Genomic DNA, 15,078 nt, shown 5'->3' with positions numbered 1-15,078 from the left:
GACGACGAAAGGGCTTTGATCGTGGCGGCATTGGCACGGTGGTGCTACCGGCACCGGCTGGTGGTCCTGTTGCTGTGGGTGGGGGCGCTGTTCGGCCTGGGCTTCTCGGCCTCGACGGCGGGAACGAACTACGCGAACGTCTTCTCCCTCCCGGACACGGACTCCAAGAGCGCGTACGACCTGATGCAGAAGGCCTTCCCCGACACCTCGGGCGACATCGACACCGTGGTGTGGAAGGTCGACCAGGGCTCGGTGCGGGACAAGGCGGTCCAGGACCGCATCCGGCCGGCCCTCGACAAGATCGCGGGGATGACCGGCGTCGGCGCGGTCACCAGCCCCTACGCCGGCCCCCGGGGCGCGGCCCAGATCAGCCGCGACGGCACCATCGCCTACGCCCAGCTGACCTTCGCCAAGCGCGCCAACGAGGTGCCCAAGGACCTCGTCCAGAACGTCCTCGACACCGCGCAGGCTGCCGGGAAGAGCGGTCTGCGGGTGGAGCTGGGCGGCCAGGCCATCCAGCGCGTCCAGGAGCCGCCGCAGGGCCTGTCGGAGATGGTCGGCATCATCGCGGCGGCCGTCGTGCTGTTCCTGGCCTTCGGCTCGCTCTTCGCGATGCTGCTGCCGATCGCCATCGCCGTATTCGGCGTGGGCATGGGTCTGTTCTCCACCCAGCTGCTCAGCCACAGCACGGACATCCCCGACATCGCCCCGCTGCTCGCCTCCCTGATCGGCCTCGGCGTCGGCATCGACTACGCGCTCTTCATCGTCACCCGGCACCGGCGCGGCATCCTGCGCGGCATGGACCCCGAGGAGTCGGCCGTCACCGCCCTCAACACCTCCGGGCGCGCGGTGCTGTTCGCGGGCGGCACCGTCTGCATCGCGCTCGCCGGCATGCTCGTCACCCGGCTGCGCTTCCTGGACGGCGTGGTCATCGGCACCTCGCTGACGGTCGTCCTGAGCGTGCTGGCCGCCACGACCCTCCTGCCGGCCCTGCTCGGCTTCCTGGGCCCGCGCGTCCTCAGCCGCCGTCAGCGCCGCCGCCTCGCCGCGAACGGCCCCGAGAAGGAGCACGCCAGTGGGCTCGCCGCCCGCTGGTCGGTGAACGTCGAGAAGCGGCCCCGCAGGATCGCCGCGCTCGCCCTGATCGTCATGGCCGTCCTCGCCGTCCCCGTCCTCTCGCTCCGCCTGGGCGCCACCGACCAGGGCAACGACCAGGCGTCGACGACCACCAGGAAGGCGTACGACCTGCTGGCCGAGGGCTTCGGCCCCGGCTTCAACGGGCCGCTGCAGGTGGTCAGCGCCGGCGGCGACACGACCACGCTGGTCAAGGACATCCGGGCGACCCCCGGCGTGGCGCAGGTGGCCGCGCTGCCGCCCGCGGGGGGCGTGACCGTCATCCAGGTCGTGCCGACGACGTCCCCGCAGTCCAAGCAGACGGACGACTTGATCGACACCCTGCGCGACCAGGTGATCCCGCGGGCCGGGGCCCAGGCCCACGTGGGCGGCGTGACGGCCGTCTCGAAGGACTTCGCGTCCGTCACGGGCGACCGCCTGCCGCTGTTCATCGCGACCATCATCGGCCTGGGCTTCCTGCTCCTGCTGGTCGCATTCCGCTCCCTGGTCGTGCCGCTGACGGCGGCTCTGATGAACCTGATCGCCGCGGCGTCCTCCTTCGGCGTCCTGGTCGCGATCTTCCAGTGGGGCTGGGGCCTGAACCTGCTGAACCTCGGCAAGGAGGGCCCGATCAACGCCTTCCTGCCGGTCATCATGCTGTCCCTGCTCTTCGGCCTCTCCATGGACTACCAGGTGTTCCTGGTGAGCCGGATGCACGAGGAGTGGGTGCACACCAGGGACAACGCGCGCGCGGTGCGGGTGGGCCTGGCGGAGACCAGCCGCGTCATCAACTCCGCCGCCCTGATCATGGTCTGCGTGTTCCTCGCCTTCGTCCTGAGCGGTGACTCGGGCGCGGCGATGGCGGGCGTGGGCCTCGCGGCGGCGGTCGCCCTCGACGCGTTCATCCTGCGTACGGCGCTGGTGCCGGCCGCCATGCATCTGCTGGGCAACTCCAACTGGTGGCTGCCGGCCTGGCTGGACAAGCGGCTGCCGCACCTGGCGGTGGAGCCGAAGGACGACGCGGAGACGGTGGCTCAGGACGGGCCGGCCTCGGCGGTCCACGGCTTCGTCCGGACCACCGACGGCGAGCCGGTGGACGGCGCCTCGGTGACGCTGCTTTCGAAGGGCGGACGTCAGCTGGACCGCGTGCGGTCACTGGCGGACGGCTCCTACATCCTGTCCGTACCGGGCCCGGGAACCTACCTGCTGTCGGTCACGGCTCCGTCGTACGGGACGCGGGCGCAGCAGGTCGTCGTCGAGGGCGGCCCCGTGGTGTACGACGTGGAGCTCGCCGAGGGCGAGGTGGACGCGGTCAACTGACCGCGCTAGGACTTGCCGGGGGTGGGCAGCACCTTGGTCATCCCCGGCAGGAAGTCCGTGAACAGCTCGTGCACCTCCCGCACCAGCGGCCGCAGCACCCGGAAGCGGGCCAGCGACACGCCCCGGGCCGTCAGCCGCGCCCCCCGTTCGGCCAGCCGGTAGCTGCGCTGCCGGCCCTCCGTCCGGTCGAAGATCCAGTACAGGACGAGTCCCATCTGGGAGAGCCACATCAACTCGGGCAGCACGTCCCGCAGTTCCTCCGGCACCTTGGTCTTCGTCGCCCCAGCGAGCACCTCCCGGTGGACGGAGATCGCCTCCTCGCGCGCGTGCTCCGACTCCGGGGAGAAGGGGCTGAGCGGGCTGTCCGGGTCGGCGGCGTTCTTGAAGAACTGGACGGCGAACTCGTGATACGGCGTCGCGATGTCCAGCCACAGCTTCAGCACGCCCGCGAGCCGCGCCTCCAGCTCGGTCTCCCGGTCCAGGACCTCCCGGATCGCCAGCCGGTGCTCGGCGGCGAGACGGTCGTAGAAGCCCTGGATCAGGTGTTCCTTGCCGGCGAAGTAGTAGTACGCGTTGCCCACGGAGACGCCGGCCTCCTGGGCGATGGCCCGCATCGTCGTCTTGTCGTAGCCGCGCTCCTGGAAGAGCCGCATGGCCGTCTCCAGGATCAGCGCGCGGGTCTGCTCGGACTTGGTGGTCGGCGCGGTGCCCTCGTCGGGGCTGTCGTTCTTCGCAGGCACGAACGAGAGCCTACGGGGTGGGGCAGGTGCCGTCGCCGCAGCCCGGGGCGGTGTGGGTCCAGCCGAGCGCCGGGTCGTAGGACCAGCCGTCCGTCCGCCCGTACGCCTGCCCGCCCCACTGCTTGCGGCTCTGCCCCCACTGCGAGCCCCGCCACTTCGCCGCCGCCAGCGCCGCCCCCTTGGCGAACGGCGCGCCCGCCGGTGTGCTGAGCCGGTGCGCGAGCGGCCGGTGCTCGCGCAGGGCCCACAGGGTGACGATCCAGGCGGCGGCGCCCCGGTAGACCTGACCCGCGTCGCCCACGACGGTGATGTCGTCGAGGGTGGCCCGGTGGTCGAGGCCGGGACAGCGCCGGCGGGCCCTGTCCGAGTTCGCGGGCACGAGCTCCAGCGGCACCAGCTGCGGCTGCCGGCTCAGCCAGTCCCTCAGGTACGCGCACAGCGAGCAGTCGGCGTCGTACAGGACGGTCAGCCGGCGGACCGGGACCCGGCCCGCCGGGGTGCCACTCATGCCCCGGCCTGAGGGGCGATCCAGTCCTGCGGGCCGACCGGCGGCACCTGCTCGCGCTCCATCACCCCGCGCCGCCGGATCCGGTTGAGGACGTAGACGTTGGCCAGGTGCATCACGCCGAGCACCAGCAGCACCACGCCCAGCTTGGTCGACAGGGCCTCGAAGATCCCCCGGGTGTCCTCGATGGTCTGGTCACCGCTCAGGTACAGGGCGACGAAGCCGAGGTTGACGAGGTAGAAGCCGACCACCAGAAGGTGGTTCACGGCGTCGGCGAGCTGCTCGTTGCCGTGCAGTACGTCGGCGAGGAAGATCCGCCCGTTGCGGCTGAGCGTGCGGGCCACCCAGATGGTGAGCGCGACGCTCACCAGCAGGTAGATGACGTAGGCGATGACCGTGCGGTCCATGCCCCACCCCTTCTTGAACGCGTTCAAAACGCTGACGGGAGTGAACTGTAGACCCATTTTTGAACGCGTTCAACACGGTGCCGGGGCGAAGTTCGCCTCACGGTCTGCGGCCCAGCTCCGGCCGCTTGGTGTAGTCCGTGAAACCGATGACGTTCCCCCACGGGTCGGCGATCTCCACGGTCCAGCCGGTGGCCACGGAGGACGGCTCGTCGAGGGGTGCGATGCCCGCCCCGGCGAGGGCGCGCGCCGCCGCCCGTGCGTCGGGCACCTCGATCCACAGCCGCGGGGACGGCCAAGGCGGCGGACGGTGTCCCAGCCCCTCCTCCTGGCGCAGCAGGATGCCGGGCGTCTCGCCCCCGACCTTCAGTAGCGCGATCCCGGCCTCGTCGAACCGGAACCCCACCGCGAACCCGGCACGCTCGTAGAAGTCGACCGCCCCGCCGAGATCGCCGACGGGCAGCAGGACGTTGTCGAACCCGAGCAGTTCGTACGACTCGTCATCTGACATACCGTCACGATAGTTGTCAATTCGCCCGGAACCCGTGATTGTCAGTGGCGGCCCGTACCGTCGTCGGCATGGCATTGGTGACGTTCGTCGACGAGACGACTGCGGGGGAGCGGGGAGCCGGCTGGGGGCTGGAGGTCGCCGAGGAGCGGCTCACCGTGCGTGAGCTGATCCGGCGCCGGGTCTTCCAGGAGGTCGCCGAGTACAACACGCGTACGCCGGGGGTGTTCCAGGGGCTGGTGCAGCCCGAGGACACGGAGCGGGTGCTGAACGGGTACGAGCTGCGTGCCCCGCGGCGAATAGACCCCGAGGCGCAGACCGAGCTGGCGCTGAGGGCCTTCGCCGGAAACGGCTTCCTGGTGCTGGTCGGCGACCGCCAGGTCACCGAGCCGGACGAGGAGATCGAACTCGCCCCCGGCACCGAGGTCACGTTCCTCAAGCTGGTACCCCTGGTGGGGGGATGACGGTGGGGGAGATCCAGAAGTACAAGGACCTGATCGGGCAGCGGGCCGCCGCCGGCGAGCTGGGGGAGCTGGCCGTCGACCTGCTCAGAGCCGCGGCCGCCAACAACGGCGCGTGGAACGGCCTGTGGGCCGGGGTCCTCGACCGGCTGCGCGCACTGCCGGACGAGACGCGGGGGCCGCTCGCCGACGAAATCGTCGCGCTGTACCACTCGGTGAGCGAGGGCTCGGACGCCCGCGGGCACGCCCTGACCCTCGTCGGCATCCTGGCCCGCGGCCTGCCCGAGGACCGGCTCTCCACCGAGCGGCTCAAGGCGCTCGACGAGCTCGGCCGGCAGCACGGCCACTGGTACGGCTCGCACTCCGCGGTCCTCGCCGAGGCCGAACTGGCCTGCGGCCGCCCCCTCGCGCCCGCCGTCGTCGCCTTCTACCGCCGCGCCGCCCTGGACTCCTACATCGACAGCAGCGACCCGGTGGCCGTGCTGGCGAAGAAGCTCACCACGCCCGCCCTCAACGTCGGCGAGCAGTGGGCGGAGCAGGCGATGAGCGACGCCACCGGGCCCGACCGGCAGGCCCTGCTCGCCCACCTGGCCACGGCCACCGCCGCCAAGCCCAGCCCCAAGTGGGACCAGCGGGCCCGCGCCCTCGTCGAGGCCGTCGGCGCCGAGCGCGTCCGCGCCACCGCCCTGCCCTGGCTCGCCCTCGTCGGCCGCCCCAGGACCTTCCCGCTGCAAGAGGGCTATCCGACGGACCCCGTCAACCACACCTACGACCCCTACAACGCCAACGCCCTGCGGGGCCTGGCCTGGCTGCTCTCCCTTCTCCCGGCGCACCCCGACACCTCCCGCGCGCTGGGCGCCCTCGTCGAGACCTCGCTCAGGAAGGTCCCCGGCGTCGGCCCGCGCAACCCGAAGGTCGCCAACGCCGGTGTCCTCGCCCTCTCCCGTCTGGACGGCGAGGCCGCCCTCGCCGAACTGGCCCGGCTGGCGACCCGGGTGACCTACAAGGCCACGGCCAAGCTCGTCGACGCCGCGCTGGAGAAGCGGGCCGCCGCCCTCGGCCTCGGCCGCGAGGAGATCGAGGAACTCGCCGTCCCCGCCTACGGGTTGAGCGAAGTCGGGCGCGCGGAGCGCCGGTTCGGGGAGGTCACGGCCGTCCTGGAGGTCGAGGGCACCAGGTGCCTGCTGGCCTGGCGCAACGCCGGCGGCAAGACGGTCAAGACGGTCCCCGCGGCCGTCAGGCGCGACCACGCCGAGGAGCTCAAGGAGCTCAAGGCCGCCGTCAAGGACATCGACAAGATGCTCTCGGCGCAGAGCGAGCGCCTGGACCGCCAGTTCCTCGCCCGCCGCACCTGGTCCTACGCCACCTGGCGCGAGCGCTACCTGGACCACCCCCTCGTCGGCACCCTCGCCCGCCGCCTGCTGTGGACGGTCGACGGAAGAACCGCCGGATACGCGGACGACGCCCTGCGCACCCTCACCGACGATCCCGTGAGCGAGGGGACGGAGGTCGCCCTCTGGCACCCCGTCGGGCACGAGCCCGCCGAGATCGTCGCCTGGCGGGACTGGCTGGAGCGGCACGGCATCACCCAGCCGTTCAAGCAGGCCCACCGCGAGGTCTACCTCCTCACCGACGCCGAACGCGCGACCGGCACGTACTCCAACCGCTTCGCCGCGCACGTCCTGCGTCAGCACCAGTTCAACTCCCTGGCAGCGATCCGCGGCTGGCGCAACAGGCTGCGCCTGATGGTGGACGACGAGGCACCGCCGGCCATCCGCGAGCTGCCGCGGTGGGGGCTGCGCGCCGAGTACTGGATCGAGGGCGACGGAGAGAACAGCGACGACATAACCCCCGGATCCGGCAGCTTCCTGCGCCTGCGCACCGACCAGGTGCGCTTCTACCCGATCGACGCCCCGCAGAACTGGGCGCACTGCTGCGGCGGCGAGTACCGCATGTGGCTGCGCGACGGCGCCGACCCCGTCGACCCGCTCCCCCTCACCGACATCCCGCCCCTGGTCCTGTCCGAAGTCCTGCGGGACGTCGACCTGTTCGTCGGCGTGTCCAGCGTCGGCAACGACCCGACCTGGCAGGACGGCGGCCCCGGCGGCCGCTTCCGCGAGTACTGGTCGGGCTACAGCTTCGGCGCGCTCAACCAGAGCGCCGAGACCCGCAGAACCCTGCTCGAACGCCTCATACCCCGCCTCGCCGTCGCCGACCGCTGCACCGTCGAGGGCCGCTTCCTGCACGTGAAGGGCGAGCGCCACACGTACAAGATCCACCTGGGCTCGGGCAACATCCTGATGAGCCCGAACGACCAGTACCTGTGCATCGTCCCCAAGTCCGCCCCGGCCACCCGGCAGACCGGCTACCTGCCCTACGAGGGCGACCGCATGCTGGGCGTGATCCTCAGCAAGGCCCTGATGCTGGCCGACGACCTGAAGATCACAGACCCGACGATCCTCAGCCAGCTGTAGCCGTTTCGGCTACGCGTCCTTGACGATCTTCAGGGCCAGCGCCGACCGTGTGTCGCCCAGTTCGGCGGTGATGCGTTCGGACCGGGCGGCGTCGGTCGTCACCAGAGGAGGCACCGGGGTGACCCGGAGCAGGAGGCCGCGGCGCAGGTGGGTCGGCGGGTGCTCGGCGTCGACGCAGTGGCCGTGCCGCTCGCCGACCCGGCGGAGGCGCTCGTACTCGGACTCCGGGATCGAATCCATGTGGTCGGCCAGGGCCTCCCACAGCCCTTGAGCGTCCTCCGCGGTGATCCGCCCCGGCCTGCGCATCCGGCGGCCGTTGACCTCGCGGGACAGGGTCGTGCCGATCGAGTCGGTGACGAGGAGGCGGTCCATCAGCCCGACCGCGGCCTCGGTGGAGGCCGCACGGGCGGCCGCCGCGTCGGCGAGGTACTCGCTGCGCTGTGAGTCGCGCGAGGTCAGCAGGTCCAGCAGCGCCCGCAGGCCCATGACCAGTTGGCGCGGCACCAGATACACGAGGTTGACGAGCGCCTCCGTGAAGGTCGGCCGCCGGGTCGGGGCGAGGTAGTAGTACCACGTCATCAGGGACCGGTAGGCGGTCCCCACCACCGTGCCGTGGCGGGTGTCCCCGTTGGTGAAGTGGCCGAGTTCGTGCCCCAGAAGGGCGATCCGCTGCTGCCAGGTCAGCACCTCCCACAGCGGCAGCCCCAGCGTCAGCAGCCGTCGGCGCAGGCCGAGCTGGGTCACGCTCGCGTTGGCCCGCGTGTCCACGACCACCGTGTCCACGCCCCGCGTTCCCACGGCGGCGGCGACCTCGTCGATCAGGGCGTACAGCTCGGGCGCGTCACTCCGCGACAGGACCCGCGCGTCGGAGTGCAGCCGGTTCAGCCTCGGCCGCAGCGGCCACGCCAGCGCCAGCAGGAACAGGCCGGCCACGACGCCGAGGCCGCCCCAGCCCGTGACCAGCAACCAGAGCCCGCTCACGACCAGGGCGGCGGTCACCGCGTGCACCACGAGGGCGATCGCGTAGGCGAGCACACCCGCCCTCGTACGACGTCCCGGACGCTGCTGTCCCTCGGCGGCTCCGAGGTCGGCGAAGAGCTGTTCCCCGTACTGCTGAGCCAGCCGCCTGCGCAGCCGCCGCAGTCGGCCCTTGTCCTCGGCCGTGCCGTCCGGCCGCCCGCCCGGCTCCAGGTTCCAGTCACAAGCCGCGCACCAGACGGTGAACCGGCGGTCCGCGCGGATCTCCGTTCCGCACTGCGGGCATGGCCGGACCGTCTGTTCCTCGACAGCACGCATCGACGCGCTCTCCCCCTCCCGGCAGCCGCTCCCCAGAGGCTGCTGTGTACATGTCGGGGAAAGCTGATCACGTCCGCGAGCAGCAGTAAAGCGCTGTGAAGCGGCCGGCCGAAGGCCGTACGAGGAGGCGGTACGACGAAGGCCCCGCCCCGGCGCGAAACCGGAGCGGGGCCCACATCACCGCGGGAGGGCGGGAGGTCAGAAGCGGCGCGTGATCAGCGCTCGCTTCACCTCCTGGATCGCCTTCGTGACCTCGATGCCGCGCGGGCAGGCGTCCGTGCAGTTGAAGGTCGTGCGGCAGCGCCACACGCCGTCGCGGTCGTTGAGGATCTCCAGGCGCTGCTCGCCCGCCTCGTCACGCGAGTCGAAGATGAAGCGGTGCGCGTTGACGATGGCGGCCGGGCCGAAGTACTGGCCGTCGTTCCAGAAGACCGGGCAGGAGGACGTGCAGGCCGCGCAGAGGATGCACTTCGTGGTGTCGTCGAAGCGCTCGCGGTCCTCGGCCGTCTGCAGCCGCTCACGCGTGGGCTCGTTCGTGTCCTTCGTGATGAGGAAGGGCATGACGTCCCGGTACGCCTGGAAGAACGGCTCCATGTCGACCACGAGGTCCTTCAGGACCGTGAGGCCCTTGATGGGCTCGACCGTGATCGGCTTCTCGGGGTTGATGTCCTTGATCAGCGTCTTGCAGGCCAGACGGTTCTTGCCGTTGATGCGCATGGCGTCGGAACCGCAGATGCCGTGGGCGCAGGAGCGGCGGAAGGTCAGCGTGCCGTCCAGGTCCCACTTGATCTTGTGGAGGCCGTCGAGGACGCGCTCCTTGGGGTCGATCTCCAGCTGGAAGTCTTCCCAGACCGCCTCCGCCGAGACCTCGGAGTTGAAGCGGCGGATGCGGAAGGTGACCGTGATGTACGGGGAGTCGGCGAAGCCGGGCTCGGGCGCTCCGGCCGCGTCCGCCTTCTCCAGGGTCGGGGTTGCCATCAGTACTTACGCTCCATCGGCTGGTAGCGGGTCTGGACGACCGGCTTGTAGTCGAGACGGATGGACTCGGTGCCGTCGTCGCCCACCTCGCGGTACGCCATGGTGTGGCGCATGAAGTTGACGTCGTCGCGGTTGGGGTAGTCCTCGCGGTAGTGACCGCCGCGGGACTCCTTGCGGGCCAGCGCGGAGACGGCCATGACCTCGGCGAGGTCCAGCAGGTTGCCCAGCTCGACGGCCTCAAGAAGGTCGGTGTTGAACCGCTTGCCCTTGTCCTGGATCGAGACGTTCTTGTAGCGCTCGCGCAGCTCGGCGATCTTCTCGACGGCCGTCTTGATCGTCTGCTCGGTGCGGAACACCATGACGTTCGCGTCCATGGTCTCCTGCAGCTCGCGACGGAGGACCGATACGCGCTCGGTGCCCGTGGAGGAACGGAGCGCCTCCACCTGGGAGACCACCAGCTCCGCCGGGTTCTCCGGCAGCTCGACGAAGTCGGCCTTCTGGCTGTACTCCGCCGCGGCGATGCCGGCCCGGCGGCCGAAGACGTTGATGTCCAGCAGCGAGTTCGTGCCCAGGCGGTTGGCGCCGTGCACGGACACGCAGGCGACCTCGCCGGCCGCGTACAGGCCCGGGACGACCGTGGTGTTGTCCGACAGGACCTCACCCTCGACGTTCGTCGGGATGCCGCCCATCGCGTAGTGCGCGGTGGGCTGGATCGGGATCGGGTCCGTGTACGGCTCGATGCCCAGGTAGGTGCGCGCGAACTCGGTGATGTCGGGCAGCTTGGCGTCCAGCTGCTCCGGCGGGAGGTGCGTGAGGTCCAGGTAGACGTGGTCGCCCTCGGGACCGCAGCCGCGGCCCTCACGGATCTCCGTGTAGATGGAGCGCGAGACGACGTCACGGGACGCGAGGTCCTTCATGACCGGCGCGTACTTCTCCATGAAGCGCTCGCCGTCCTTGTTGCGCAGGATGCCGCCCTCACCGCGAGCGCCCTCCGTCAGCAGGATGCCCATGCGCCAGATGCCGGTCGGGTGGAACTGGAAGAACTCCATGTCCTCCAGCGGCAGCCCGCGACGGTAGACGGCGGCCTGGCCGTCACCGGTGAGGGTGTGCGCGTTCGACGTCACCTTGAAGAACTTGCCGCAGCCGCCGGACGCGTAGATCACGGCCTTCGCCTGGAAGACGTGGATCTCGCCGGTCGCCAGCTCGTACGCCACGACACCGGCCGACTTCTTGACGCCGTCGACCTCGGTGATCAGCTGGTCGAGGACGTAGAACTCGTTGAAGAACTCCACGCCCTCCTTCACGCAGTTCTGGTACAGCGTCTGGAGGATCATGTGGCCGGTGCGGTCGGCCGCGTAGCAGGACCGGCGGACCGGGGCCTCGCCGTGGTTGCGGCTGTGACCGCCGAAGCGGCGCTGGTCGATCGTGCCGTTCGGGGTGCGGTTGAACGGCAGGCCCATCTTCTCCAGGTCGAGGACGGAGTCGATGGCCTCCTTCGCCAGGATCTCGGCGGCGTCCTGGTCGACCAGGTAGTCACCGCCCTTGACCGTGTCGAAGGTGTGCCACTCCCAGTTGTCCTCCTCCACGTTGGCCAGCGCGGCGGCCATGCCGCCCTGCGCGGCGCCCGTGTGGGAGCGGGTGGGGTAGAGCTTGGTCAGCACGGCGGTGCGGCTGCGCTTCGTCGACTCGATGGCGGCGCGCATACCGGCGCCACCGGCGCCGACGATGACGGTGTCGTACTTGTGGATCTTCATGATTCTCGCAGCCCCGTGCCTAGCGGATGTTCGGGTCGAAGGTGAAGATCACCAGCGTGCCCAGCAGGATGGTGAACACCGTGGCGGTGTAGAGCAGGCCCTTCAGCCAGAGCCGGGTGTTCGCGCGCTCCGCGTAGTCGTTGATGACCGTACGCAGGCCGTTGGCGCCGTGCAGCATCGCGAGCCAGAGCATCAGCAGGTCCCAGACCTGCCAGAACGGCGAGGCCCAGCGGCCGGCCACGAAGGCGAAGCCGATCTTCGACACGCCGCCGTCCAGGACGAGCTGGATCAGCAGGTGGCCCAGGACCAGGACGACCAGCACGATGCCGGACAGCCGCATGAACAGCCAGCCGTACATCTCGAAGTTGCCCCGGGTGGACTTCGGGGACTTCTTGGTGCGCTTGCGCGGGGCCTCGATGAGGGGCGCCGGGTTGTCGACGTTGTAGAGGGACTCGCCCTCGACGGGGCCGACGCCGGAAGCGGTGGATTCGGTGGTGGCCATGGGTGTCAGCTCCCGAAGAGTTCACGAGCGGCGTGGCCGAGGACGGGGTAGATCGCCCCGATCATCAGCACGACCCAGACGCCCACGACGGACCAGAGCATCTGCTTCTGGTAGCGCGGGCCCTTCGACCAGAAGTCGACGGCGATGACGCGCAGGCCGTTGAGCGCGTGGAAGAGGATGGCGGCGACGAGGCCGTACTCCAGCAGTCCGACGATCGGCGTCTTGTACGTGGCCACGACCTTGTCGTAGGCCTCGGGAGACACACGGACGAGAGCGGTGTCCAGCACGTGAACGAACAGGAAGAAGAAGATGAGGACGCCGGTGACTCGATGAGCCACCCAGGACCACATTCCTTCCCGGCCGCGGTACAGCGTTCCAGCCGGCACGGAAGTCCCTCCGGGAGCGGGGATTGGGGCCGCGCCGGCTTGTGCTGTCGGTCGGGCCCGGCCGGGTACGGTCCACCGGCCCCCAGCATCCTAACGACGGTTGCCTGCGGCGCTTACGCCGGGCCTACCGGTGTGATCAATGTGGCACGCGGATGGCTCAGTGGCGGGGCTTCTGGGGCGGGGTGTCCTGTTATCTGCCGGGTGCGGCGCCGTCGTGGCCGATCGCGCCCGCGCGGCGGCAGCCGTACATGGTCACAGCCCCGCGCCCCTGAGGAGGCCACCGAGCCGTTCCCTCGCGAGGCGCCGCAGCTCCTCGGCCGCGACCACCCGCTCGTCCTCCGGATCGTTCGTCAAACGTGACCGGATGCCCTCCAGGACGTGGTCCAGGGCCTCGGTCGGGGGGACACCGTCCAGGCAGATTACGAACGCGTGTCCGAATTTCGACTCGTACGCGGCGTGGGCGGCGCTCATCGCCATGTGGGCGGCCGAATACGCCCCGTCGGGCAGTGTCGGCAGCGACTCGGCCGCCAGCGCCTCCGTCAGGTCGCCCGGGGTCAGGTCGTACGCGGCCTCGTCCGACGCGGCCTGCAGGGAGGCGACGTCCGGGTAGGGGCGGTGGGCCGAGACGCGGTCCGCCCAGCGGTGGCTGCGCATGCAGTCCAGGAGGAGTTTGCGGACCTCCGCGACGGGGGCCGAGTTGAAGGCGTCGAGAACAGCGGGCAGTGTCGGTATGGCCGGTCGGCCTGGAAGGTGTGTGGGCGTCACGTGTGTTTCGACAGAGGAAGCTGTGAGGGATGTTGTGTCACGTTATCGAGGACGCTCGTGATGTGTCCGACGGATGCCCGAATTTCACCCGCAGGGGAGAGGTTCGGAACGCGCTGTGGACGCATACGGCCGTTCGAGGGTCTTAGGTTGGCGATGTGAGTCAGCACAGGCGCCGGCGTCCGGCGAGGAATGTGAAGACGGGGATCGTGGTCGGTGCGGCCGTGGCCGTGACGGTCGGCGCCGGTGTGGGCCTGGGGCTGTGGGCCTCCGGGGGCGACGGCGGCGGGTCGGCACAGGAGCAGGCGAGCTCGTCCAGTGGCACGTCGCGGGGAACGGCGAGCGCGGGGCGCGGGGCCGGCCCGACGCCGAGCCCGACCCGGTCGTACCCCCTCTCGCAGGCACCCCGCACCATTCCCGCCGTCCGCTCCCACACCGCGGCCCATGGGCCGGGCTGGCGTCCGGCGCGCGGTGAGCGGGTGGTGATCGCCGACGCGAAGCTCGCCGACGAGGGCCGGCTGATCGCCTCCGAGCTGGGGCTGACGTACGCCGGAGAGCAGAAGGACGTGCGGGCCGGGGATCTGCGGCTGGCGGTGAACGGCGGCGCGGGCGCGAACCCGGAGTCGTACACCATGACCGTGCGCGGCGGGACCGTGAGCATCGGCGGGCCCACGGACGCCGGGGTCTTCTACGGCACCCGGACGCTGAAGCAGGAGGTGCACGGCGGGGGGACGGCGCCCGAGGGGGTCGTCAAGGACCAGCCGGCCAAGGCCGTGCGCGGGTTCATGCTCGACATCGCGCGCAAGAACTTCACCGCCAAGTGGATCGAGGACCGGGTCCGGGAACTGGGGGACCTGAAGTTCAACGAGCTCGGGCTGCACTTCTCCGACGACCAGGGCTTCCGTATCGAGTCCGACACCCACCCCGAGATCGTCTCGCAGCAGCACCTGACCAAGGCCGAGGTGAAGCGGATCGTCGCGCTCGCCCAGAGCCGCCACATCACCGTCGTCCCCGAGATCGACTCGCCCGGGCATCTGGGCGCCGTCATCGCGGCCCACCCCGATCTGCAGCTGCGCAACGCGAGCGGGGTGGCGGCGCGCGGTGCCGTCGACATCTCCAAGCCGGCCGCGGCCAAGATCGTCGACGACCTGCTGAACGAGTACGCCGGGCTCTTCCCGGGCGGGCAGTGGAACCTGGGCGGCGACGAGTACCAGGCGCTGATGGTGTCGAACCCGCAGGCCTCCTATCCGCAGCTGGCGGCGGCGGCGCGGCAGAAGTACGGGTCCGGCGGGACGGTCTCCGACCTGACGACCGGATGGCTCAACGACCGGGCATCCACCGTGCGGGCCCACGGCAGGACCATGCGGGCCTGGAACGACGGGTTCCTCGCCGCGAGCTCGGTGCAGCCCGCCAAGGACCTGCGGGTCGGGTACTGGACCGGCAAGGAGTACGGGGCGCGGCAGCCGGTGGCCTATCTGAGCGCCGGGCGCAAGCTCGTCAACTACAACGACGAGTTCCTCTACTACGTCCTCGGGCAGCCGAACAACTTCGTCTACCCGACCGGGCAGCGGATCTACGAGCAGTGGACGCCGCGGGTCGTCCGGGGCACGGTGTCCGTGCCCGCCCGCTACGACACGCAGATCCTCGGCGGCAGCTTCGCCGTGTGGTGCGACCTGTCGGGCTCCCAGACACAGGCGCAGGTCGCGGCCGGGATCCGGATGCCGTTGCGGGCCACTGTCCAGAAACTCTGGGACCCGGGGCGGCCCGCGCTGTCCTGGGCGCAGTTCAAGGCGCTCGCCGGCCGGCTGGGCTGATCGGCGGTCTTTTGTCCCATACGGCTGCGAACGGCCGTACGACTGTGGTGTATTCGGCGCG

Annotated in this window: 14 protein-coding genes; 4 read left to right on the top strand and 10 right to left on the bottom strand. The window is 70.6% G+C overall.

Annotated elements, in window-relative coordinates; genetic code table 11:
• Positions 1-30: 30 nt before the first annotated feature.
• Complete coding sequence (locus ACQF4J_RS19125) at positions 31-2,433, top strand: MMPL family transporter (RefSeq protein ID WP_351562871.1); 2,403 nt, start codon at positions 31-33, stop codon at positions 2,431-2,433.
• A 5-nt stretch (positions 2,434-2,438) separates the two neighbouring features.
• Here the strand turns inward: ACQF4J_RS19125 and ACQF4J_RS19120 are convergent, their stop codons facing one another.
• The 4 genes from ACQF4J_RS19120 to ACQF4J_RS19105 all read right to left on the bottom strand — a co-directional run bounded on the left by ACQF4J_RS19120 (position 2,439) and on the right by ACQF4J_RS19105 (position 4,593).
• Positions 2,439-3,173, bottom strand: coding sequence for a TetR family transcriptional regulator (locus tag ACQF4J_RS19120; protein ID WP_200701770.1), 735 nt, complete (start codon positions 3,171-3,173; stop codon positions 2,439-2,441).
• A gap of 10 nt (positions 3,174-3,183) precedes the next feature.
• A complete protein-coding gene (locus ACQF4J_RS19115; RefSeq protein ID WP_427166245.1) occupies positions 3,184-3,681 on the bottom strand; it encodes a thiol-disulfide oxidoreductase DCC family protein in 498 nt (165 codons plus the stop codon).
• Positions 3,678-4,085 (bottom strand): hypothetical protein, encoded by a 408-nt coding sequence (locus ACQF4J_RS19110; RefSeq protein WP_351562453.1) that lies wholly within the window; start codon positions 4,083-4,085, stop codon positions 3,678-3,680. The genes ACQF4J_RS19115 and ACQF4J_RS19110 overlap by 4 nt, the downstream gene beginning before the upstream one ends.
• 97 nt (positions 4,086-4,182) lie before the next feature.
• Positions 4,183-4,593, bottom strand: a complete 411-nt coding sequence (locus ACQF4J_RS19105; protein WP_351803052.1) for a VOC family protein — start codon at positions 4,591-4,593, stop codon at positions 4,183-4,185.
• 68 nt (positions 4,594-4,661) lie between these two features.
• Between ACQF4J_RS19105 and ACQF4J_RS19100 the strand changes: the two genes are divergently transcribed.
• The gene (locus ACQF4J_RS19100; protein WP_351562447.1) at positions 4,662-5,054 is read left to right on the top strand and encodes a hypothetical protein; all 393 of its coding nucleotides are present in this window, start codon (positions 4,662-4,664) and stop codon (positions 5,052-5,054) included.
• A complete protein-coding gene (locus ACQF4J_RS19095; protein ID WP_427166244.1) occupies positions 5,051-7,525 on the top strand; it encodes a DUF4132 domain-containing protein in 2,475 nt (824 codons plus the stop codon). The genes ACQF4J_RS19100 and ACQF4J_RS19095 overlap by 4 nt, the downstream gene beginning before the upstream one ends.
• 9 nt (positions 7,526-7,534) lie before the next feature.
• Here the strand turns inward: ACQF4J_RS19095 and ACQF4J_RS19090 are convergent, their stop codons facing one another.
• From ACQF4J_RS19090 to ACQF4J_RS19065, 6 genes are all read right to left on the bottom strand, one after another.
• The gene (locus ACQF4J_RS19090) at positions 7,535-8,821 is read right to left on the bottom strand and encodes a M48 family metallopeptidase (RefSeq protein WP_351562441.1); all 1,287 of its coding nucleotides are present in this window, start codon (positions 8,819-8,821) and stop codon (positions 7,535-7,537) included.
• A gap of 198 nt (positions 8,822-9,019) precedes the next feature.
• Positions 9,020-9,799 carry a succinate dehydrogenase iron-sulfur subunit gene (locus ACQF4J_RS19085; RefSeq protein ID WP_351562438.1) on the bottom strand — a complete coding sequence of 260 codons (780 nt, stop codon included), beginning with the start codon at positions 9,797-9,799 and terminating at the stop codon, positions 9,020-9,022.
• Complete coding sequence (gene sdhA, locus ACQF4J_RS19080; protein ID WP_351562435.1) at positions 9,799-11,553, bottom strand: succinate dehydrogenase flavoprotein subunit; 1,755 nt, start codon at positions 11,551-11,553, stop codon at positions 9,799-9,801. The genes ACQF4J_RS19085 and sdhA overlap by 1 nt, the downstream gene beginning before the upstream one ends.
• A gap of 19 nt (positions 11,554-11,572) precedes the next feature.
• Entirely contained in the window at positions 11,573-12,055 is a 483-nt protein-coding gene (locus ACQF4J_RS19075; protein ID WP_058923626.1) for a succinate dehydrogenase hydrophobic membrane anchor subunit, read from the bottom strand.
• Positions 12,056-12,060: 5 nt separating this feature from the next.
• Positions 12,061-12,441: a succinate dehydrogenase, cytochrome b556 subunit gene (sdhC, locus tag ACQF4J_RS19070; RefSeq protein WP_351562432.1), complete on the bottom strand. Its 381-nt coding sequence runs from the start codon at positions 12,439-12,441 to the stop codon at positions 12,061-12,063.
• A gap of 252 nt (positions 12,442-12,693) precedes the next feature.
• Positions 12,694-13,206: a 2-oxo-4-hydroxy-4-carboxy-5-ureidoimidazoline decarboxylase gene (locus ACQF4J_RS19065; protein ID WP_351562429.1), complete on the bottom strand. Its 513-nt coding sequence runs from the start codon at positions 13,204-13,206 to the stop codon at positions 12,694-12,696.
• A gap of 155 nt (positions 13,207-13,361) precedes the next feature.
• Here ACQF4J_RS19065 and ACQF4J_RS19060 point away from each other — a divergent pair, with 155 nt between their 5' ends.
• Positions 13,362-15,017, top strand: a complete 1,656-nt coding sequence (locus ACQF4J_RS19060) for a beta-N-acetylhexosaminidase (protein WP_427166240.1) — start codon at positions 13,362-13,364, stop codon at positions 15,015-15,017.
• The last annotated feature ends 61 nt before the right edge of the window (positions 15,018-15,078 follow it).

This window comes from Streptomyces sp. C1-1 (genome assembly GCF_050214755.1).
In the GTDB taxonomy this organism is placed as follows: Bacteria; Actinomycetota; Actinomycetes; order Streptomycetales; family Streptomycetaceae; genus Streptomyces.
Note: the sequence above shows the minus strand (reverse complement) of the source record. Positions and strands in the feature narration are given on the sequence as shown.